The organism is Kitasatospora sp. NPDC056731 (genome assembly GCF_040687675.1).
Classification (GTDB): Bacteria; Actinomycetota; Actinomycetes; order Streptomycetales; family Streptomycetaceae; genus Kitasatospora.
In genome coordinates this window covers 130,799-150,369 of the sequence record NZ_JBFBNR010000011.1, presented here as the reverse complement: position 1 = coordinate 150,369, position 19,571 = coordinate 130,799, and the positions used below count along the sequence as shown (strand labels likewise).

The 19,571-nt window shown below is 73.8% G+C and carries 18 protein-coding genes; 6 read left to right on the top strand and 12 right to left on the bottom strand.

The window, feature by feature from the left end; genetic code table 11:
• The first annotated feature begins 8 nt into the window (after positions 1-8).
• Positions 9-659, top strand: a complete 651-nt coding sequence (locus tag AB0R04_RS14090) for a VWA domain-containing protein (RefSeq protein ID WP_363370930.1) — start codon at positions 9-11, stop codon at positions 657-659.
• 1,452 nt (positions 660-2,111) lie between these two features.
• A complete protein-coding gene (locus tag AB0R04_RS14085) occupies positions 2,112-3,941 on the top strand; it encodes an ABC transporter ATP-binding protein (protein WP_363370928.1) in 1,830 nt (609 codons plus the stop codon).
• 66 nt (positions 3,942-4,007) lie between these two features.
• Here AB0R04_RS14085 and AB0R04_RS14080 read toward each other — a convergent pair whose 3' ends face one another.
• Together AB0R04_RS14080 and AB0R04_RS14075 are read right to left on the bottom strand one after the other, a co-directional pair.
• Positions 4,008-4,427, bottom strand: a complete 420-nt coding sequence (locus AB0R04_RS14080; RefSeq protein ID WP_363370926.1) for a hypothetical protein — start codon at positions 4,425-4,427, stop codon at positions 4,008-4,010.
• A 237-nt stretch (positions 4,428-4,664) separates the two neighbouring features.
• Positions 4,665-6,047 carry an amino acid permease gene (locus AB0R04_RS14075; RefSeq protein ID WP_363371079.1) on the bottom strand — a complete coding sequence of 461 codons (1,383 nt, stop codon included), beginning with the start codon at positions 6,045-6,047 and terminating at the stop codon, positions 4,665-4,667.
• A 451-nt stretch (positions 6,048-6,498) separates the two neighbouring features.
• Here AB0R04_RS14075 and AB0R04_RS14070 point away from each other — a divergent pair, with 451 nt between their 5' ends.
• Complete coding sequence (locus AB0R04_RS14070) at positions 6,499-6,705, top strand: hypothetical protein (protein ID WP_363370923.1); 207 nt, start codon at positions 6,499-6,501, stop codon at positions 6,703-6,705.
• A 75-nt stretch (positions 6,706-6,780) separates the two neighbouring features.
• Here the strand turns inward: AB0R04_RS14070 and AB0R04_RS14065 are convergent, their stop codons facing one another.
• The gene (locus tag AB0R04_RS14065) at positions 6,781-7,731 is read right to left on the bottom strand and encodes a deoxyribonuclease IV (RefSeq protein WP_363370921.1); all 951 of its coding nucleotides are present in this window, start codon (positions 7,729-7,731) and stop codon (positions 6,781-6,783) included.
• A gap of 357 nt (positions 7,732-8,088) precedes the next feature.
• Between AB0R04_RS14065 and AB0R04_RS14060 the strand changes: the two genes are divergently transcribed.
• Both AB0R04_RS14060 and AB0R04_RS14055 read left to right on the top strand, forming a co-directional pair.
• Entirely contained in the window at positions 8,089-9,162 is a 1,074-nt protein-coding gene (locus tag AB0R04_RS14060; RefSeq protein WP_363370918.1) for a right-handed parallel beta-helix repeat-containing protein, read from the top strand.
• An 81-nt stretch (positions 9,163-9,243) separates the two neighbouring features.
• Positions 9,244-10,275, top strand: coding sequence for a methyltransferase (locus tag AB0R04_RS14055; RefSeq protein WP_063350289.1), 1,032 nt, complete (start codon positions 9,244-9,246; stop codon positions 10,273-10,275).
• 68 nt (positions 10,276-10,343) lie between these two features.
• Here the strand turns inward: AB0R04_RS14055 and AB0R04_RS14050 are convergent, their stop codons facing one another.
• From AB0R04_RS14050 to AB0R04_RS14010, 9 genes are all read right to left on the bottom strand, one after another.
• Positions 10,344-11,054 carry a class F sortase gene (locus AB0R04_RS14050; RefSeq protein WP_363370915.1) on the bottom strand — a complete coding sequence of 237 codons (711 nt, stop codon included), beginning with the start codon at positions 11,052-11,054 and terminating at the stop codon, positions 10,344-10,346.
• Between the two features lie 159 nt (positions 11,055-11,213).
• A complete protein-coding gene (locus tag AB0R04_RS14045; RefSeq protein WP_363370913.1) occupies positions 11,214-11,846 on the bottom strand; it encodes a hypothetical protein in 633 nt (210 codons plus the stop codon).
• 500 nt (positions 11,847-12,346) lie between these two features.
• On the bottom strand, positions 12,347-12,667 hold the full coding sequence (locus AB0R04_RS14040) for a TcmI family type II polyketide cyclase (RefSeq protein WP_063351612.1): 321 nt from the start codon (positions 12,665-12,667) through the stop codon (positions 12,347-12,349).
• A gap of 5 nt (positions 12,668-12,672) precedes the next feature.
• Positions 12,673-13,128, bottom strand: a complete 456-nt coding sequence (locus AB0R04_RS14035; protein ID WP_063350292.1) for an SRPBCC family protein — start codon at positions 13,126-13,128, stop codon at positions 12,673-12,675.
• Position 13,129: 1 nt separating this feature from the next.
• Positions 13,130-13,393: an acyl carrier protein gene (locus AB0R04_RS14030; protein ID WP_363370910.1), complete on the bottom strand. Its 264-nt coding sequence runs from the start codon at positions 13,391-13,393 to the stop codon at positions 13,130-13,132.
• 34 nt (positions 13,394-13,427) lie between these two features.
• The gene (locus AB0R04_RS14025; RefSeq protein ID WP_063350294.1) at positions 13,428-14,669 is read right to left on the bottom strand and encodes a beta-ketoacyl synthase N-terminal-like domain-containing protein; all 1,242 of its coding nucleotides are present in this window, start codon (positions 14,667-14,669) and stop codon (positions 13,428-13,430) included.
• Positions 14,670-14,674: 5 nt separating this feature from the next.
• A complete protein-coding gene (locus tag AB0R04_RS14020; protein WP_363370907.1) occupies positions 14,675-15,931 on the bottom strand; it encodes a beta-ketoacyl-[acyl-carrier-protein] synthase family protein in 1,257 nt (418 codons plus the stop codon).
• Positions 15,928-16,353 (bottom strand): cupin domain-containing protein, encoded by a 426-nt coding sequence (locus tag AB0R04_RS14015; protein ID WP_063350296.1) that lies wholly within the window; start codon positions 16,351-16,353, stop codon positions 15,928-15,930. The genes AB0R04_RS14020 and AB0R04_RS14015 overlap by 4 nt, the downstream gene beginning before the upstream one ends.
• Positions 16,354-16,385: 32 nt before the next feature.
• Complete coding sequence (locus AB0R04_RS14010; RefSeq protein WP_363370904.1) at positions 16,386-17,552, bottom strand: SchA/CurD-like domain-containing protein; 1,167 nt, start codon at positions 17,550-17,552, stop codon at positions 16,386-16,388.
• A gap of 302 nt (positions 17,553-17,854) precedes the next feature.
• Here AB0R04_RS14010 and AB0R04_RS14005 point away from each other — a divergent pair, with 302 nt between their 5' ends.
• Positions 17,855-19,480 carry an FAD-dependent monooxygenase gene (locus tag AB0R04_RS14005; protein WP_363370901.1) on the top strand — a complete coding sequence of 542 codons (1,626 nt, stop codon included), beginning with the start codon at positions 17,855-17,857 and terminating at the stop codon, positions 19,478-19,480.
• Positions 19,481-19,571 lie beyond the last annotated feature (91 nt).

The following is a 19,571-nucleotide window of genomic DNA, read 5'->3' as shown; positions in this document are numbered from 1 at the left end:
TGCACACAATGTCACTCTGCCTGCCCACCTACGTGGTGATCGACGCCTCCTCGTCGATGAAGCCGCACGAGGCAGTGCTCAACGCGACCCTCTCGCGTCTGCACTACAACCTGGCGACGAATCCGCGCGTCTCGGAGTTCGCCAGGGTCAGCGTGGTCGCCTTCTCCACCGACGTGCACGTGGTGATCCCGATGTCGGACATGGAGCAGGTCCCGAGCATGCCCGAAGTGATCTGCGGCGGGGGCACCGAGTACGGCAAGGCCTTCGACCAGTTGCGGCAGAGCATCGAACAGGACGTCAGCAGCCTGCGGGCGCAGCAGTACAGCGTGCTGCGGCCGGCGGTCTTCTTCCTGACCGACGGCGCCCCGACCGACGCGAGGTGGCAGGACTCCTTCCGCACGCTGGTGGACCGGAACTGGCCGCGCCACCCGCACGTGATCGCCTACGGCTTCGGCGCCGCCAGGCGCGACGTGCTGAAGGAGGTGGCGACCAAGGCGCTGTTCATCGCCGACGGTTCGGACACCGAGTCGGCGCTGAGCGGGGCGATCACCGGCCTGCTCAACACCCTGATCGCCTCCTCGCAAACCGGTCAGATGCACATCGCCACCGACGTCAAGGGCTTCGAGTACGTGCAGGTCGCCCAGGAATACGTGGACTGAGCGTGGACACCGACCCGCGTACCACGGCGCCCCGGGCGCTGAGGGCCTCCGCCGGGCTGTCCGTGCTGGCCGCGGTGCTGCTCGCCTGCGGCGGCGTGGTCGAGGTGGCGGGCCATCTCAGCGGCCCCCCGACGAACGGGGGCGGAGGCGGCTCGTACCCGGCGACGCCGGTGCCGGTACAACCGGCCCCGACCCCGACCCCGACCCCGGCCCCGACCCGGACCCCTGAGGTCTCCTCGCCCGCCGCGGCGCCGTCGCCGAGTTACCCGCTCTCGGCCTCACCCACCCAGTTGCCCGAGCCGACGACCGCCCCCACCACCCCCACCACATCGGCGTCTCCTTCGGAGCATCCTCCAGGGAAAGGGGCATCCCGGACGAAGGCTCCGGTGACGAGGAACGCCGCCCCGTAGCTGCGATACCGGCGCGGCCACTGAGGGGCCGAGCAGCACGGGCAGCCGGCAGGCGGGCCGGGGAGTGGGGCGGGGGGTGCCGCTGATGGTGGCGCCGTCACCCGAACGCAGTCGCTTCGGGTCCTCGCGCGGCCCCGGAGTCGCCCGGAAGGCGGCTCCGGGGCGCCTCCTCAGGGCGGACCTGCCGTGGCGTCGGCGGTGCCGGGGCGTCGTTCCGGTGGTTTCCGCGGGGCTCGACGCGGGGTCTCGCCTCTCGCCGCGCGGGGGTGCGCACCTCCGCCCCGTCGGTCGGCTGCGCCATCCGGGTAGGCCTCGGCGGGCGGGGTCGGCGGCCCGGGCGGGGGTCTTCGGGGAGGGGCGCGAGGGCCGGGGGCTCGCGCCGAAGCCGTCGTCGCGGGGGCCTGCGGTCGACCGGTGGGCGGCGGTGCTCGGTGCGCGGAGGTGGCTGTTTCGAGACGCCGGACGAACGGCACTTGACGGTGGGTCAGTCGAGGAGGCGACCGGGCGGATCCTCGCTCGACCCGGCTCGTCGGGGGGCCGGTCGGGAGGGCCGGAACCGGCCGCCGGGGCGGTGATCGGGCGGCCGTGTCCGGGGTCCCTTCGCATGCCGAGGACCGTTCGCGGTTGCCGTCCAGAAGCTGCGAGCCGGGGCGTCAGGCGGATACTGGAGATGTGAGAACGGCTCTGGCAGGCACATCCCTGACGTGCCCGCCGCTTAGGGCTGTCTCACGGCAACGGCAGTCTCTGTCGTGCTCCCCGGGTCCGCGCCGTCGGCGTCGGCCGTGGACGTGCGGCGTGCCAATGCAAGGGAAGAAATGGAGTCGTGATGAGTTACTTCAACCGCAGGGACCGCGGTCGCGGACGTGAACGTGACCGTCGCCGCCGTCGCCACGGCCGCCGTCGTCGGTTTGGCTTCTGGTGACAGATAAGGGCGGTCCGGGCTGTGCTTAACAGCCCGGCATGACACCCATCCCTGGGGCCGGCGGTATCACCGCCGGCCCCTCATCCTGAGTGGGGTTCCTCCATGCACGGTGCGACGCCCATGGGGGGTCCGGAGGACCGGGCAGCCGACCGGGCCATCGACCAGGGGCCGGTGGCGGACTCGCCCGTCATCTCGTTGCGCGAGCTGTTCCGGCGGTTCTGGCCGTGGGTCCGACCGGACGTGCGCTGGCTGCCGCTGAGCGCGGTGCTGCTCGTTCTCGGCGCCTTCGGCGAGGTCGTCTCGGTCTGGATGTTCAAGGACCTGATCGACGAAGTCCTGGTGCCGCGGCACTTCGCCGAATTCTGGCCGCTCGGCGGCACGATGCTCGCCGCGGCCGCGGCGGCGGCGCTGTTCACCTTCGCGGGCACCTACACCGGCACCTGGATCGCCGAGCGGTACCTGCTCCGGCTCCGGACCGGCACACTGGCCCATCTGCACACCCTGCCGCCCGACACCCTGGAGACCCGCTGGCGCGGTGACCTGGTGGCCCGGATGACCGCCGACATCGCGACGATCGAGCAGATGGTCGCGACCGGCCTGGTCGAGGGCGCGGTGGCCTCGACCAGCCTGGTGCTGTTCGCCGGCGCGGCGTTCTACCTGAGCTGGCCCCTCACCCTGGCGGCGCTGATCGTCGCGCCGCTGTTCATCTTCACCACCGGCTTCTTCGGGCGCCGCATCCGCATCCGGGAGCGGCAGGTCCAGCGCCGCGCCGGCGGCGTCACCGCGCTGCTGGAGGAGACGCTGCGCAACGTGGTGGTCACCCGCACCTGCGGCCAGGAGGAGCGCGAGGTCGAGCGGGTGCACCGCGAGGGCAAGGCCCTGCTGGACGCCGAGCTCTCCGCCGCCCGGATGTCCGACCTCTACCAGCCCCTCCTCAACGTCCTCCAGATGCTCGCGGGGCTGGTCGTGGTGGGCGTCGGCGCGCTCCAGGTGATCCGCGGCGAGCTGAGCCTGGGTGGTCTGCTCGCCTTCGCCGCCTTCATGGCGCAGCTGTTCGAGCCGATCCAGCAACTCGCCGGGCTCGTCCCGCTCGCGGGCGCGGCCTGCGCCTCGGGCGAACGCCTGCTGGAGATCCACGACCTGTCCAGTCCGGTCCGGGAGAGCCCCGCCGCGCGGGACGCCGGCGCGGTCCGCGGCCGGGTCTCCTTCGAGGGCGTCCACGTCGCCTACCCCGGCAGTTACGACGCCCCGGTGCTGTCCGACGTCAGCTTCGACGTCAGCCCCGGCAAGGTCCTGGCCGTCATCGGCCCCAGCGGCAGCGGCAAGTCCACGCTCGCCAAGCTCCTGGTCCGCTTCCTGGACCCGCAGGCCGGTACCGTCCGCCTCGACGGCGTCGACATCCAGGACCTGACCATCGCCTCGCTGCGCGGGGCGATGAGCTTCCTGCCCCAGCAGGCGCAGCTCTTCCACGCGACCATCCGGGACAACATCGCCTACGGCAGGCCCGACGCCCCGCAGGACGACATCGAACGCGCCGCCCACAGCGCGGGCGCCCACGGCTTCATCACCGCGCTGCCGCAGGGCTACGGCACGGTCATCGGCGACGAGGGCTTCCAGCTCTCCGGCGGGCAGGCCCAGCGCGTCGCCATCGCCCGGGCCTTCCTGCGCGGCGCGCCGGTCCTCGTCCTGGACGAACCCACCACCGGCCTGGACCCGAAGACCGTCCAGCAGCTGATCCCCCCGCTGCGCCGCCTGATGGCGGGCCGCACCACGATCCTGATCACCCACGACCCGGCCTTCCTCCCGTTGGCCGACCACGTCCTCACCCTCCAGCCGCCGGACGCCCCGCGCCCCCGCTTCGCGGGATCGGCCGCCGGGCGCCCGGAGGCCGTCGCGGTGAACGCGTCCGAGGCACGGCTTCCCGGTGAGCGGGGCCACGGGCCCGGGTGACCTTCGCCCCCACCCGAACGGCCGGGGTCCGCAGGCTGCGGACCCCGGCCGTTCGAGTGCGTGCGGTCAGGAGACGACGATGGTGGTCCGCAGGTAGTAGACGAACGGCGGGCAGGCCGAGCCGCGGTCCGGGAAGGCGCACCGCCAGATCCAGGTGATGTCGCTCGTCCCGGCGGTGGCCGGGCTGAAGGTCGCGTGCGTGGTGTTGTCGGGGTCGGTGCTGCCCGAGGTCTGCGGCAGCACCGAGGGCGCGGTCGTCGCCGGGACGGAGGACAGCCAGGTGACGGTGCTGTCGCGGTAGGGCGGCAGGTCGATCTGGACCACGTCACCCGGGTGGACCTGCACGGTCTGGCCGTTGGAGGCGACGCCGAGGACCACGACGTCGTTCAGGGCCGGCCGTGCCGGGGCCGCTGCGGCGGTGGTGACGGTGCCGGCGGTCAGGGCGAGGACGGCGGCGGGGGCTGTCAACAGCCTCAGGATCTTCATGGCACTCCCGGTACTCGAAGGTTCACGGAAACGGAGGTTCGCGCAGAACGGCGGTGCAGGGTGCGGAGGTTCCGGCCTCCCGTCTATCCGGTGCGGGCGGCCCGGCCGATGGCGCTTAGCCGCCCGGGAGGGAAACCTCCGGCCAAGGATGTCCACATCTGCCGCTTCCGGCAAGGAGAGTGACGATCCGTCAGGCACTCGTCACTCCGAGCCGCCGAGGCCCCGGCCCCCGGGCCGTCAGTCCCGGCGGCGGGCCGCCATCCAGACGTAGACCAGGATCCCGGCGAACAGGAACAGCACGCCCTGGTAGACGGCCGCGTAACCGGCGCCGGCCACCAGCCACAGGGAGAAGCCGAAGGCGCCCAGGCCCAGCACCGCGTCCCGGGCGAGCCGGCCCCCGGAGACCTTGTCGGGCATGCCGCGCACCAGCCAGTACAGCTGCGCGGCGGTGGAGAGCAGGTACGGGACGGTCGCGGTGAAGGTGGTGACCAGCACCAGGATTTCGAACGCGCCCTTGGCACCGGTGGCGAAGTTGAGGATGGTCAGCACCGAGGCCAGCGCGACGCTGGTCACGACGCCGAACACCGGGACGCCGCGCCGCTCCTTGGCGAAGGCGGCCGGGAACAGCCCGTCCTTGGCGGCCGCGTACGGCGCCTGGGCGGCCAGCAGCGTCCAGCCGTTGAGCGCGCCGGTCATCGAGACGAGCGCGGCGACGGCGATGGCCGTGCCGCCCCACGTGCCGCCGAACATGGCGTCCACGGCGTCCGAGAACGGCGCGGTGGAGTGGATCAGCCGGTCGTGGGCGACGGTGCCGAAGACCGCGAGCGTGCCCAGCAGGTAGACCACCGCCGCACCGGCCGTGCCGAGCACGCTGGCCCGCCCGACGTTGCGCTCCGGATCGCGGACCTGGCCGGCGCTCATCGCGGCCGACTCCACGCCCAGGTAGCTGAAGAGCAGGATGGCCGCGGCCGCCGTCATCCCGCCGGCCCAGCCGTGCCCGGTGGCGTCGAAGGGGCCCAGGTTGCGCGCGTCGAAGAAGCCCAGGCCGCCCACCGAGACCAGCAGCAGCGGGATGAACTTGAGGACGGTGGAGACGAGTTGGACGGCGCCGACGTAGCGGGTGCCGGCCAGGTTCGCCAGCGCGGGCAGCCACTGGAAGGCCATCGCGGCGGCGATGCTGAGCCCGACGGAGTGGCCGACGGGCAGCAGCACGTCGAGATAGCCGACGGCGGCGACCGCGAGCGCGGCGTTGCTGACCCAGGTGGTGATCCAGTACGACCAGGCCGACAGGAACCCGGCGAAGTCCCCGAAGGCCTCCCGGGCGTAGACGTAGGGCCCGCCGGTGCGCGGGTTGCGGCGCGCGAGCTGCCCGAAGACGAGCGCGAGGGCGATCGCGCCCACGGTCAGGACGACGAAGGAGACCAGGCTGACCGTCCCGTAGGGGGCCACGGCGGCGGGGATCATGAAGATGCCGCCGCCGATGATGTTGCCCATCACCAGGGCGGTGGCGGTCGGCAGGCCGAAGCGGCCGCCCTTGCGGGGTGTCGCGGTGACCGCTTCCGGCGTCTCCGGCGGGCTCGGTCGGGTCGCCTGCCGGGGTGCGGCCGGGCTGGTCTGCATGAGGGTGGTGCGCCTTTCGTGGTCCTGCTCGTGCTCGGTGGAGCCACCGTTCATGCTCGAACCGGGTGGCGCTCTGTACCAAATCGATGGGATTTGTTCAGTCGGCCTGGCATGTCACCGCAAGACTTGCGGTCCCGCGCCGGTCGGACGGGCACTCGTCCTGCGCCGGTCGGACGGGCGCTCGTCCAGTGCCGGTCGGACGGGCGCTCGTCCAGTGCCGGTCCGGCGCGGCCGTTCGGCGTGCGGCCGGGTGACCGAGGGCGTTCACCCGGGGGAGGGATGTCGTCACCCGGATGCCTCAGCCGGGTTGCGGCGTGCCGCGGCGCGTGCGCGTTCGTGTGCAAACGTTGGCCCGGCGCCTCCCCGTGGGGCGTCGCCCAGCCTGCGGGCGGTCGACGTGGCCGGTCGGGGGCGCGGGTCAGAGGACCAGAGACGAACTAGGGGACAGTAGATGTCGCTTCGTGGGAAGATCCGCAAGATCGCGGTGATCGTGGCCGTGACGGGTGCCGCCGTGGTGGCCGTGCCGACCTCGGCCATGGCGTTCGGCCACGCGCCGGTGCCGTCCGCCGGGCAGGGCCTGGAGTCCGGTTCGGCGGGTGTCGGCCTGTTCGGCCCGCACGCCAACTGGTTCAACTACCACGAGCACAGCGAGGGCTGATCCGTCCGAGCTCGGAGCCCGGGGGCCGCTGTGGGCCTCCGGGCTCACGGCTGTCCGCGCGGCGGTCCGAGCAGGTCAGGCGGGCAGAGCGGGGGCGGCGGCCCGCTCGCGCAGTTCCTTCAGTACGGCGATGTCCATCGCGTGCCCGGTGCCGTCCCCGCCGTGCTTGCGGTCCGGGGTCTCCACCAGCAGTGGGACACCGGCCGTCTCCGGGTGCTCGAACAGCTCGCGGAACGGTTCCGCGCCGATCATCCCGGCGCCGATGTTGGCGTGCCGGTCCTTGCGCGCGCCGACGACGTCCTCGGAGTCGTTGGCGTGGATCAGCCGCAGCCGGCCCGGCCCGGCGGCCGACGCCAGGGCGTCCAGCGCGGCCGTCACCCCGCCCGGTACGGCCAGGTCGTGCCCGGCGGCGAAGGCGTGGCAGGTGTCCAGGCAGACGCCGACCTTCGGGTGCCCGTCCAGCGCCTCGACGTACTCGGCGAGCTCCTCCAGCCGGGAGCAGAGCGAGCTGCCCTGGCCCGCCGTCGGCTCCAGCAGCAGCCAGGGCGCGTCCTCGCCGAGGGCGTCCAGTTCGTCCAGCAGCGGCCGCACGTCGGCCCGGACCTGTGCCATCGCCTCGGCCCGCCGGGAGCCGCCGCCGGGCGCCGTGCCGACCGCCGAGCCGGTGTGCAGGACGACGCCCAGTGCGCCGATCGCGTGGCCGCGGCGCAGCGAGTGCCGCAGCGAGTCGGCCGAGCGCTCGCGGGTGGCCGGGTTGTCCGAGCCGAAGTTGATCAGGTACGGCGCGTGCACCCAGGCGGGGAGTCCCTGCTCGGCGCAGGCCGCCCGGAACTCCTCGTCCTGCGCGGGGTTGCCCGGCGGAGTGGCCCAGCCGCGCGGGTTGGCCACGAACACCTGCACGGTCTCGGCGCCGACCCGGCGCGCGTACGCCAGCCCCGTGCCGGCCAGCCCGCGGGCGGCCACCGGGACGTGCGCGCCGACCGGGTTGCGGAGGGTGCCGAGGGGCGCTGCGGGTGCGGTGGTCATGGCCCCGAGGATGTCACGCCGCCGGCTGGCGGTGGCACGCGGCCCGGCCGGCGGTGCCGGGGGCGGTCCGGGGGCGTGCCGTGCCGTGCCGTGCGGAGCGGTTCGGAGCGGTTCGGAGCGCGCCGCGCCGTACGCGCCACGCCGGGCCGTCCCACCACCGGCCGACGCCCCGTCAGTCCCGCAGCCCAGCCCTGGTGGCGGGCCCACCCGGCGGCCCATAGCGTCGAGTCGGCCGCACCCACCGGCCGTCACTGCCCAAGCACACCGTGTAAGAACAGACACCGCGTACCTAGCGCGCCGCCCGGCAGGCTCCGGCCGCACCCCGGCGAGCGCGCCGGAAAGAACAGGTCACCACTCATGCCCACGCGACGGGTCCACCACTTCGCCGCGGCCACCGCCGCCGCCACCGCCCTGACCACCGTCCTCGCCACCCTGGCCGCCGCGCCCGCGGCCCACGCCGCCGACGGCCTGCACGTCGTCCAGCCGGGCGAATCGATTCAGCAGGCCGTCGACGCCGCCCTCCCCGGCGACACCGTCCAACTGCTCGCCGGCACCTACCCCGGCAGCGTCCGCATCACCACCCCGGGCCTCACCCTGCGCGGCGCCGGCGCGGACAGCGTGATCACCCCCGGGGACGGCACCGAGAACGCCTGCGCCACCGCCGGACACGGCCTCTGCGTGGACGGCACCGAGGCGGCCCCGCTGCCGGACGTCACCATCGAGACCCTCGCCGTCACCGGCTTCCGCAAGAACGGCATCGACGCCAGCGGCACCACCGGCCTGACCGTGCGCGACACCTACGTCCACGACAACGCCCAGCAGGGCATCAGCCAGGAGATCTCCACCCGGGCCCGGATCGTCGGCAACCGCGCGACCCGCAACGGCCAGTCCGGTGTCTTCCTCGCCAACTACGCCTACCGCGAGGGCGGCGCGCCCGACACCGGGGGCACCGTCGTGGAGGGCAACGAGCTGACCGAGAACCGGGTCGGCGTCACCGTCCGCCGACTGCGCGGGCTGGCCGTCCAGGACAACGAGCTCCGCGGCAACTGCGCCGGCGTCTTCGTGGTCGGCGACGAGGGCGTGCCCCGGGCCGGGGACCTCGACGTGCGCCGCAACCGGGTCGTCGCCAACAACATGTTCTGCCCGGCCAACCCGCGGCTGGGCGCCATCCAGGGCGCGGGCATCGTGCTCACCGGGGTCGAGGACACCCGGGTCACCGACAACGAGGTCCACGACAACGTCGGCAGCTCGGACTTCTCCGGCGGGATCGTCCTCTTCAAGAGCGCCGTCGGCGTCGCCAACGCCCGCAACACCGTCGCCGACAACCACCTGAGCGGCAACAGCCCGGCCGACATCGCCGACCGCGACACCGGCGAGAACGCGTTCGCCCGCAACACCTGCGCGCGGTCCGATCCGTCCGGCCGCTGCTGAGCCGCGGCACCCGCACCCGGTACGACCCGCCCCCGGTACGCGCCCCCGGCACCCCCGCCCCGTCGACAAGGAAGACCTCCCATGACCATCGCACCGCCCCCCACTCCCCAGGCCGCGATGCGCCTGCGCGAGCTCGTCTTCGGCGCCGCCTGCGCCGCCGCCGTCCGCGCGGCCGCCCGGCTCGGCGTCGCCGACGTGCTCGGCGACACCCCGACCAGCGTCACCGAACTCGCCGCCGCCCTCGACACCGAGCCCCTGCCGCTGTGCCGCCTGCTGCGCGCGCTCACCTGCTACGGCATCTTCTCCGAGACCTCCGACGACCGCTTCGAGCACACCGAGATGTCCCGCCTGCTGCGCGAGGACGCGCCCAACTCGCTGCGCTACATCTCCCTCTGGTGCACCGAGCCGTGGACCTGGGAGGCCTGGCCCAAGCTGGACGAGGCGGTCCGCTCCGGCCGCAACGTCTTCCCCGAGCTGTTCGGCAAGGAGTTCTTCGACTACCTGCACAGCGACGCGGGCGACTCCGCGAAGGTCTTCGACAAGGCGATGACCGCCTCCAGCCGGCAGTCCGCCCACGACCTCGCCGAGTACTTGGACCTCACCGGCGTCGACTCGGTGGCGGACATCGGCGGCGGCCAGGGGCACGTGCTGGCCAGCCTGCTGGAGAAGCACCCGGCGCTGCACGGCACCCTGCTCGACCTGCCCAAGGTGGTCGCCGGCGCCGAACCCCGGCTCCAGGACGGCGGCGCCTTCTCGGCCCGCGCCCGGCTGGTGCCCGGTGACTGCCGGGTGGAGATCCCGGTCCGCGCCGACCTCTACATCATCAAGAACATCCTGGAGTGGGACGACGAGAGCACCCGCCGCACCCTCGCCAACGTGGTCGCCGCGGCCCGGCCCGGCGCCCGCGTCGTGGTGGTGGAGAACCTGGTCGACGACAGCCCGTCGATGCGCTTCACCACCGCGATGGACCTGATGCTGCTGCTCAACGTCGGCGGCGCCAAGCACTCCAAGGAGAGCATGGTGCGGCTGATGGAGGACGCCGGACTGGACGTCGCGGACGTCCACCCGGTCAACCCCTACCTGCACGCCTTCGAGGCCACCGTGCGCGGCTGAGCACCGGCCCTTACGCGAACGACCGCCGTCCCCCGGGAGTTGGGGGCGGCGGTCGTTCGCGTTGCCGGTCAGGCCGGGTGCGAGGAATCCAGGTGCGCGAAGACCACCACGTTGTCCGAGTAGTCCTTCTGGCCCTTGTCGTACGCACCGCCGCAGGTGATCAGCCGCAGCTGGGCGTCGGGCGTCTGGCCGTACACCTTGTCGTCCGGGAAGGCGTTCTTGGGGAAGGCCTCCACCGAGTCCACCGAGAACACCGCGACCGTGCCGTCCGCGCGCCCCACCTCGATCTGCTGGTCCGGTTGCAGCTGGCTCAGCATCAGGAACACCGCCGGGCCCGTGGTGGTGTCCACGTGCCCGGCGACCACCGAGCTGCCGAGCTCGCCCGGGGAGACACCGTCCCGGTACCAGCCGACCAGGTTGTCGTCGTCCGGCGGCGGCGCGGTGAGCTGGCCCTCCGGATCGAGCGTCAGCTCGGTGAACGGGGCGTCGACGCCGATCTGCGGGATCCGCAGCCGGGTCGGATTGGCGCGGCCCAGCGCCGGTGTCGCAGGGGCCGGGTCCTGGGTGGCCTCCGCGGGGGCCTCCTCGGCGGCCTCCGTGGGGGCGTCCGCGGGGGTGGTGGCCGGTGGGGACGGGCGGGGGGTGGCCGGCGCGACGATCGCCGGGGGACGGGTCATGCGGGACGCCGAGTTGGCTCTCGGCGTGGTGTCGACCGAGTTGTACATCAGCAGCAGACCGACCGCCGCCGCACCGATGCCGGTGCGCAGCAGTCGGGACATTCCAGGGACGGGACCGCCCATCGCTCCTCTTTCTCCATTCCCATGCGCAGCCGGGCCGGTGACGGCCCGAAAAGGTCCAGAAGGTCCAAAACGACCCGCCGCCCCCGTGCGCGCCGCCCTGGTGGGGAGGCGCGTGGGGGCGGCGTCAGATGCCGGACGTCAGATGGTGGCGCCGGTGTTGCGGCGGTTGCGGCGCAGCGCGTACGCGCCGGCCCCGAGGCCGCCGATCAGGAGGACGGCGCCGGAGGCGAGGCCGCCACCGGACAGCGTGGTGCCGGTCTCGACCATCGCCAGGCCGCCACCGCCGGCGTGCACGCCGCCGTGCGGGCCCTTGCGGCCGTGCTCGCCACCACGGCCGTGCTCGCCGCCGCGACCCTCGCCGCCCTTGTCGCCGCCACGGCCTTCGCCGCCCTTGTCGCCGCCACGGCCTTCGCCGCCCTTGTCGTCGCCACGGCCTTCGCCGCGACCGTGCTCGTCGCCGCGGCCTTCGCCACGGCCGTGCTCGTCGCCGCGGCCTTCGCCACGGCCGTGCTCGTCGCCGCGACCCTCGCCACGGCCGTGCTCGTCGCCGCGACCCTCGCCACGGCCGTGCTCGTCGCCACGGCCTTCGCCGCGGCCGTGCTCGTCGCCCCGGTCGTCGCCGCGACCGTGCTCGTCGCCGCGGTCGGACTGGTCCTGCGAGGTGAGGCTCTTCGCCTGGTCGGCGGAGCCGTCGGCGAAGGCCATGGGGGTGCCGACGGTGAGAACGGCGGCGACAGCCGCCCCGGCGAGCAGAGTGCGTGCAGAACGCATGAGGTTGATCCTTCCGATACACAGGCCCGCGACCGCCGGCACGGCGCCGGACAAGGGAATTCGTGGGTACTGCGTCTGATTCACCGTCAACCACCGCGACGTCCGCCGCCACCGGAGAGTGGCTGCTTGGGTGCGGACTGTGCTCGGTTCGAGTGGAGTCCCGGCCCGGTTCACCCGGGTGCCCCAGCGAGACGGGTGAAGAGGATTCGCGGCGGTCCGGGCCGAGTCGGGCCGCGCGGGTGCTGCGCTGACGGCGTGTCGGGCCCACCTGGACGGCGCTGACGCCGCGTCGGGCGGGTCCGGACGGCGCTGACGCCGCGTCGGTCGGGTCCGGACGGTGCTGACGCCGCGTCGGGCCGGCTCGGTTGGCGCTGACGCTGTGTCGGGCCGGTCGCGGGCGGCGCTGACGCCACGTCCGATCGGGCCGGACGCGCACGTGGGCCCGCCCCCGGCGGATGGCCGGGGGCGGGCCCAGGACGAGCGGGACGGGTGGGGCGGGGTCAGCGGTCCCAGCGGTAGAACTCGTGCGCCATGGCGTCCTTCGGCTCGCGCCAGGTGGCCGGGTCGTAGGCCTGGACGAAGGCGGTCAGCTGGTCGCTGACGGACCGGAACTCCGGGTGGCCGATGACCTTGGCGACGGCCGGGCCCGGCGGGCGGTCGGCCTCGATGAGGTGCAGGTAGACGTCGCCGAACTGGAACAGGCTGCGGCCGGTGACGCCGATCAGGTGCGGCAGTTCGCCCTGGTCGGACGTGGCGAACACCTCGGCGATGTCCGGTGCGGCCTCGGGCTTCATCCGGGCGACGATCAGGGCGCGGTGCATTCCGGTCACCGCTCCGCCGCCCGCTTCTCGACCTTCTCGCGGATCAGCTCCAGCTGGATCCGGGAGTTGCGGTTGATGTGGTTGACCATGCCGTGGTCGTCGACCGGGGCGGTGGGCTTCATCGCGAAGTCCTGGATCCAGCGCATCCTCGTCCCGGCCGGGACCTCCGCGTACTCCCAGCGGATGTCCATGAACTCGAACGGGCCGGGCTCGACCCGGCGGGCGCGCACCGCGAGCGAGGACTTGTCGGTGGTGCGCTCGGAGACCCAGCTCCACACCTGGCCGTTCTCGTCGGGGTGCATGGTGAGCCGGAAGCGGACGCTGTCGCCGTCGCGCTCCAGCACCTCCACCGAGGCGTACTCGCTGAAGAGGTCCGGCCAGTTCTCCAGGTCGTTGGTGATCTCCCAGACCAGGTCGAGGGGGGCGGCGATGACGATCTCGTTGTCGGTGTGTCCGGGCATCTCAGGCACCAGCTTTCGGGGAGAGGAGGGAGGTGTTGACGAGCTGCAGGAACTCGGCCGGGGTCTTGGCGGACTCGGCGCCCGAGGTGACCTTGAGGCCGTGCCGGTTCTCCAGCTCGCCGACGACGCCGAGCAGGCCGAGCGAGTCGACGCCGAACTCGTCGAACTGCGCGCCCGGGCGCTCCAGGTGGAGCGGGTCGACGGTGACGCCGGCCCGGGCCTGGATCAGGGCGGCCAGCTCGGGATAGCTGAGGGTGTTGCTCACGGGGTGTCCCTTCGGTGGAATTGCGGGTGCGGTCTCAGGGCCGGTCTCCGCACCGGAGCACCAGCGCGGAGTTGGAACCCATCAGCCCGCGGCTGAGCACCAGTGCGGTGCGCAGTTCGGCCGGACGGGCGCGGCCGGTCACCAGGGCGAGGTCGTGGCTGACCTCGGTGACGTTCGGGGTGGGCGGCAGCACGCCGTCCTCCATGGCCAGGACGGCGGCCGCCACGTCCAGCAGCGGCGCGCCGCAGTAGGCCCGTCCGGTGCCGGACTTGGGGGCGGTGACCGGGACGCGTTCGGCCGCCGGGCCGAGCGCGTCGGCCAGTGCGAGCGCCTCGGCCCGGTCGGCGGCCGGGACGCCGAGCGCGTCCGCGAAGACCACGTCGATCTCCTCGGGCGCGATCCTGGCCTCGTCCAGGGCGATGCGGATCGCGGCGGCCAGCCCCTCGCGGGACTCCTCCCAGCGGGAGGCCCCGGTGAAGGTGGAGCCGTGTCCGGCCAGGTGGGCCCGGACGGCGGCACCGCGCCGCCGGGCCGCCTGCTCGTCCTCCAGCAGCAGCATCGCGCCGCCCTCGGCGGGGGCGAAGCCGCAGGCCTGCGCGGTGAACGGCAGATAGGCCCGGTCGGGCTGCCCGGCGAGGCTGACCTCCGGGTAGCCGAGCTGGCAGACCATCGAGTACGGCGCCAGCGGCGCCTCGGCGGCGCCGGCCACCACCGCGTCGGTGCCGCGCTCGATCGTGCGGGCCGCGTGCGCGAGCGCGTCCAGGCCGCCGGCCTCGTCGCTGGCGACCACCCCGCACGGGCCCTTGTAGCCGCCGCGGATCGAGATCTGGCCGGTGCTGGCCGCGTAGAACCAGGCGATGGACTGGTACGGGCCGACGAACTGCGGCCCCTGGCCCCAGAGCTGCTGGAGCTCGCGCTGGCCGAACTCGCCGCCGCCGGAGCCGGCCGCGGTCACCACCCCGACCGCGAAGGGATGTTCGGGGTCGGGGTGGAACCCGGCGTCCGCCACCGCCAGGTCGGCGGCGGCCATCGCGTAGTGCGTGAACCGGTCGGTCTGCACCAGGTACCGGCTGTCGATCGCGGCCCGCGGGTCGAAGTCCCGCACCTGGCCGGCGACGCGCAGCGGCAGCCCGTCGCAGCCCTCGCGGGTGATCCGGTCGAGGACGCTCACGCCCTGCCTGGTGGCCTTCCAGAAGGCGTCGGCCCCAACGCCGTTCGGCGCCACCACGCCGAGGCCGGTGACCACCGCCCGGCGGCCCTGCTGACGTGACGTCATGACACTCACCCCGTTCTGTTGAGCACGACGGCGGACTGGAATCCGCCGAATCCGCTGCCGACCGAGAGGATGTGGCTCAGCGGCAGCTCGCGCGCGGTGCGCGGCACGTAGTCGAGGTCGCACTCCGGGTCGGGGGTCTCGTAGTTGGCGGTCGGCGGCACCACGCCGTGGGCCAGCGCCAGGGTGCAGGCGACCACCTCGATGGCGCCGATCGCGCCGAGCGAGTGCCCGACCATCGACTTGATGGAGCTCATCGGCGTCCGGTAGGCGTGGGCGCCGAGCGAGCGCTTGACGGCGGCGGTCTCGTGCCGGTCGTTCTGCTTGGTGCCCGAACCGTGCGCGTTGACGTAGCCGACGTCGGTGCGGTCCACCCGGGCGTGGGCGAGCGCGTCGTCGATCGCCCGGGACATCTCCAGCCCCTCCTGGGTGAGGCCGGTCATGTGGTAGGCGTTGCCGAAGGTGGCGAAGCCGCCGATCTCGCCGTAGATCCGGGCGCCGCGGCGGCGGGCGTGCTCCAGTTCCTCCAGCACCAGGACGGCGCCGCCCTCGCCGAGGACGAAGCCGTCCCGGTGGGCGTCGAAGGGCCGGGAGGCGTGCTCCGGGTCGTCGTTGCGCTCGCTGGTGGCCTTGATGGCGTCGAAGCAGGCGACGGTGATCGGCGAGATCGGCGAGTCGGAGGCGCCGGCGATGCAGATGTCGGCGCGCCCCTCCTCGACGGCCTGGAAGCCGTAGCCGATCGCGTCGAGGCCGGAGGTGCAGCCGGTGGAGACGGTCTGCACCGGGCCGTGCGCGCCGGTGCGCTCGGCGACCGTGGAGGCCAGCGTGCTGGGCGCGAAGGCCCGGTGCAGCTGCGGTTCGGCCCGCTGGTGGTCGACGTCCCAGCGGGCGCCGCCGGCGCTGACCAGGGCGTAGTCGTGCTCCAGCCGGGTGGTGCCGCCGACGGCGGTGCCGAGCGAGACGGCGATCCGCCACGGGTCCTCGGCGGCCAGATCCAGGCCCGCGTCGGCGATCGCCTCGTCCGCCGCGACCATCGCGAACTGCACGTAGCGGTCGGCCCGCTGGACGTCCGCCGGGCTCAGCCCGTAGGCCGCCGGGTCGAAGTCGACCTCGGCGGCGATCCGGGAGCGGAACCCGGTGGGGTCGAAGAGCGTGATGCCCCGGGTGGCGGTGCGGCCGGCGGTGAGGAGCTCCCAGAACGCCCGGACCCCGACCCCGCCGGGCGCGACGACGCCGATCCCGGTGACGGCGACGCGCCGGGTCACGAGGCCACCTTGGCGTGTTCCGGCGGCCCGGCGGCGCCGGTCTCCTCGGTGTCCACGTGGCCGAGCTCGGGGCGGGGGGCGAGCGGGCCGAGGTGGAACACCATCCGGGCCTCGGTGTCGCCGACGTTGCGGAAGCGGTGGCGCATGTTGATCGGGATCATCAGGCCCTGGTTGGGCTTGATCGGACGGCTCTCGCCGTCCAGGTCCACCTCCAGGTCGCCGCTGACCACGAACACGAACTCCTCGGAGTACGGGTGGTAGTGCTCGCCGATCCGCTCGCCGGGCTGGACGATCGCCAGCCCCATGAACCCGCTGGTCGCCCCGCAGGTGGTCGGGGTGAGCATGGCGCGCAGGTCGCCGCCGCGCCGACGGTTCTCCGGTGCCTCGTCGACGTGCACGATCCGTGGGTACTGCGTGGTCATGGTGTTTTCCTCCGAGAGATGCGGCTGGTTCTTCAGTTGTCCTGCGAGCTGCGGTCGGTGACCGGGTTCATGGCGCGGGCGGCGAGGGCGGCGGCGAGCCCGGTGGCGGTGCGCAGGTCGCCCTGCGGGCCGAGGTCGAGCAGCCGGCCGAGCGCGAGGGCCTCCTGGTCGCCCGCCACGCCGAGGGCGGCCGCCGGGTCGGCCTCGGCCGGCACCCGCAGGTCGACCAGGCGCACCACCACGTCCGCCCGGTGGAACACGGTGCTGGCCGCGACCGGGCCGGTCGGGTCGGCGGTGGCGAGGTTGTCGTAGTCGGCGAGCAGCTCGGCGACGGCCTGCCCCTCGCCCGGGCGGACGGGGTACAGCACGGCGTGCCGGTGCAGCCGGGCGGAGGTCGGGGAGCTGGCGATCGCCTGGTGCTTCGCCGGCAGCGCGGCCCGGGCGAAGAAGGCGCGCGCGGCCTGCGGGTCGCCCAGCTGGCGGGCCTCCTCCAGGTACGGGTTGATCGCCTCCTCGACGGCCCGCACCTCCGGCTGCATCGCCACGTGGCGCAGCGCGTCGCCGAGGTTGCCGACCACCTCGACGGCCCGGACCACCCGGTTGCCGTGCATGAACAGCGAGGTGCGGTGCAGCCGGGTGTGCTCGTCCACCTCGGCCCGGGGCGAGGCGTAGCCGGACAGGATCCGGGCCACCTCGTGCTCGCTGCCGGGCTTGACCGTGAAGGTGAGCGCGTGCCGGACCACGCCGTCCGGGCCGGGCTCGGCCTTCGGCGGGCCGACGTGCCCGGCGGGCTCGGTGCGCGGCAGGCCGGGCGGGACCTCCAGCGGGGCCCGGGTGCCGGTGGAGCCGGCCGCCGAGGTCTCGCGCAGGATGCCGTAGCGCAGCGAGCGGAAGTTGTCGCTGACGCAGCCGTGCATCGGCTTGACCATCTCGCGGTGGGCGGGGCTGTCCACCCACTCCAGGAAGGTGTCCTGGTCCTCCCACTCGCTGGTGATCAGCCACTGGCGGGGGTCGTTGATCGACTGGCACAGCTGGTCGCTGACATGGCCGGGCACCGAGGCCACCTGGTGGCGCAGCTGCTCGTAGACGTCGAGGAAGCGCTGCTGGGCGCCGTCCTGGATCTCCAGCATCAGTACCACCCGGAGCCGGGTGTCGGAGTCGGCCTGCTGCTTCCGCTGCGGTTCGGACAGAGTTGTCATGATCCACTTTCTGCTCTGGGCCGCACGTTGCGGGCCGCGGTGGGCCGCGTCCGGGGGGTGCTCCCGGCTTGGGAGGGCGGTGCGACGGCGATCGGCCCGGTCGGTCGGCGCCAGGCCTGAAGTCGATCGTGAGCGGCGCACCGGGGTGCCGCGATATTTGCGGGCCATCCGGGCGAAGAGGCGGCACAAGCACCCTCGGGCGGGGGATGGAAGAGCGGGGCCCCCGGTCGCGCGGTCGCGTCGACGGCGGCCCCGATCCCAGCCACCGGTCCGCTGAATCCCCTGACAGGGCGGAGCAATTGATGAATCCGAAGGTTGACGACCGGGTGCCGGTCCTGATCGTGGGAGGGTCGCTGGTCGGGCTGTCGGCCTCGCTCTTCCTCGGCCGACTGGGTGTCAGGCACCTGCTGGTCGAGAAGCACGCCGACACCTCGCATCACCCGCGTGGCCGAGGCAACAACGTCCGCACGATGGAGCTGTACCGGGTGGCCGGGATCGAGCCGGCGATCCGCGAGGCGGCGTCGGTCCTCGCCCCGAACCACGGCATCCTCCAGGCGCCCTCGCTGACCGGCACCGAGCAGGAGTGGCTGTTCCGGGAGATCGACCCCGGCGGGCGGCTCGCCCGGTTCAGCCCCAGCTCGTGGTGCCTGTGCAGCCAGAACGACCTGGAGCCGGTGCTGCTGCGCGCCACCCGCGACCTCGGCGGCGACGTCCGCTTCAACACCGAGCTGCTCTCCTTCGAGCAGGACGCGGAGGGTGTCACCTCGGTGCTGCGCAGCCGGGAGACCGGCGAGGAGCGCCGGGTGCGCTCGGACTACCTGATCGCGGCGGACGGCCCGCGCAGCCCGGCCCGCGAGCGCCTGGGCATCGGCCAGAGCGGCCAGGGCGAGCTGTTCCACAACGTCAGCATCACCTTCCGCGCCAAGCGGCTGGCCGACGTGGTCGGGGACCGGCACTTCATCGCCTGCTACCTGACCAACCCGGAGGCGGACGGCGCGCTGCTGCCGGTGGACAACCAGGAGGAGTGGGTCTTCCACGCGCCCTGGCACCCCGAGCACGGCGAGCCGCTGGAGGCGTTCACCGACGAGCGCTGCGAGCGGCACATCCGCACCGCCGTCGGCCTGCCGGAGCTCGACGTCGAGGTGACCGGCCGGGCGCCCTGGCACGCCGCCGAGCGGGTGGCCGAGCGGTACGGCGCCGGGCGGGTCTTCCTCGCCGGGGACTCCGCGCACGAGATGTCGCCGACCGGCGCGTTCGGCTCCAACACCGGCATCCAGGACGCGCACAACCTGGCCTGGAAGCTCGCCGCGGTGCTCTGCGGGTGGGCCGGGCCGGAACTGCTGGAGACGTACGGGCAGGAGCGCCGCCCGGTCGCGCAGGTGACCAGCGAGCGGGCCTCGGCCCGCTCGGCCGAGCACAGCCACCCCGGGTACGCGGTGGTGCCGGGTGCCGGGCGGCAGACCGGGGTGCTCGGGGTGGCGCTCGGCTACCGCTACCCGGTGGGCGCGGTGACCGGGACGGACCCGGCGGGCGCGGTCGTCCCCGAGACGTTCGAGTCGGCCGGGGAGCCGGGCAGCCGCGCCCCGCACCAGTGGCTGCTGCGGGCGGGCGTGCGCCTGTCCACGCTGGACCTGTACGAGCAGGCGATGGTGCTGCTCACCGGCCCCGAGGGCGCGGCCTGGCAGGCCGGGGCGCGGCGGGCGGCCGACCGGCTGGCCGTCCCGCTGGACGCCTACCGGATCGGCGGCGGCGCCGAGGACGACCTGGCGCCGGAGCCGGGCGCGGACTTCGCGGAGCTGCACGGGATCGGCCCGGCCGGCGCGGTGCTGGTCCGGCCGGACGGCTTCGTCGCCTGGCGCTCGACGGGCGCGGCGGACGACCCGGAGGCGGAGGTCGCCGGGGCCCTGCGGGCGGTGCTGAGCCTGTAGCGTGCGGCCGATAACGGGACCTGCCCGCCGGTTACCGAACCGGCGGGCAGGTCTTCGTGTGGGGGGACGGATGCGGCCGGAGCCGCCGTCC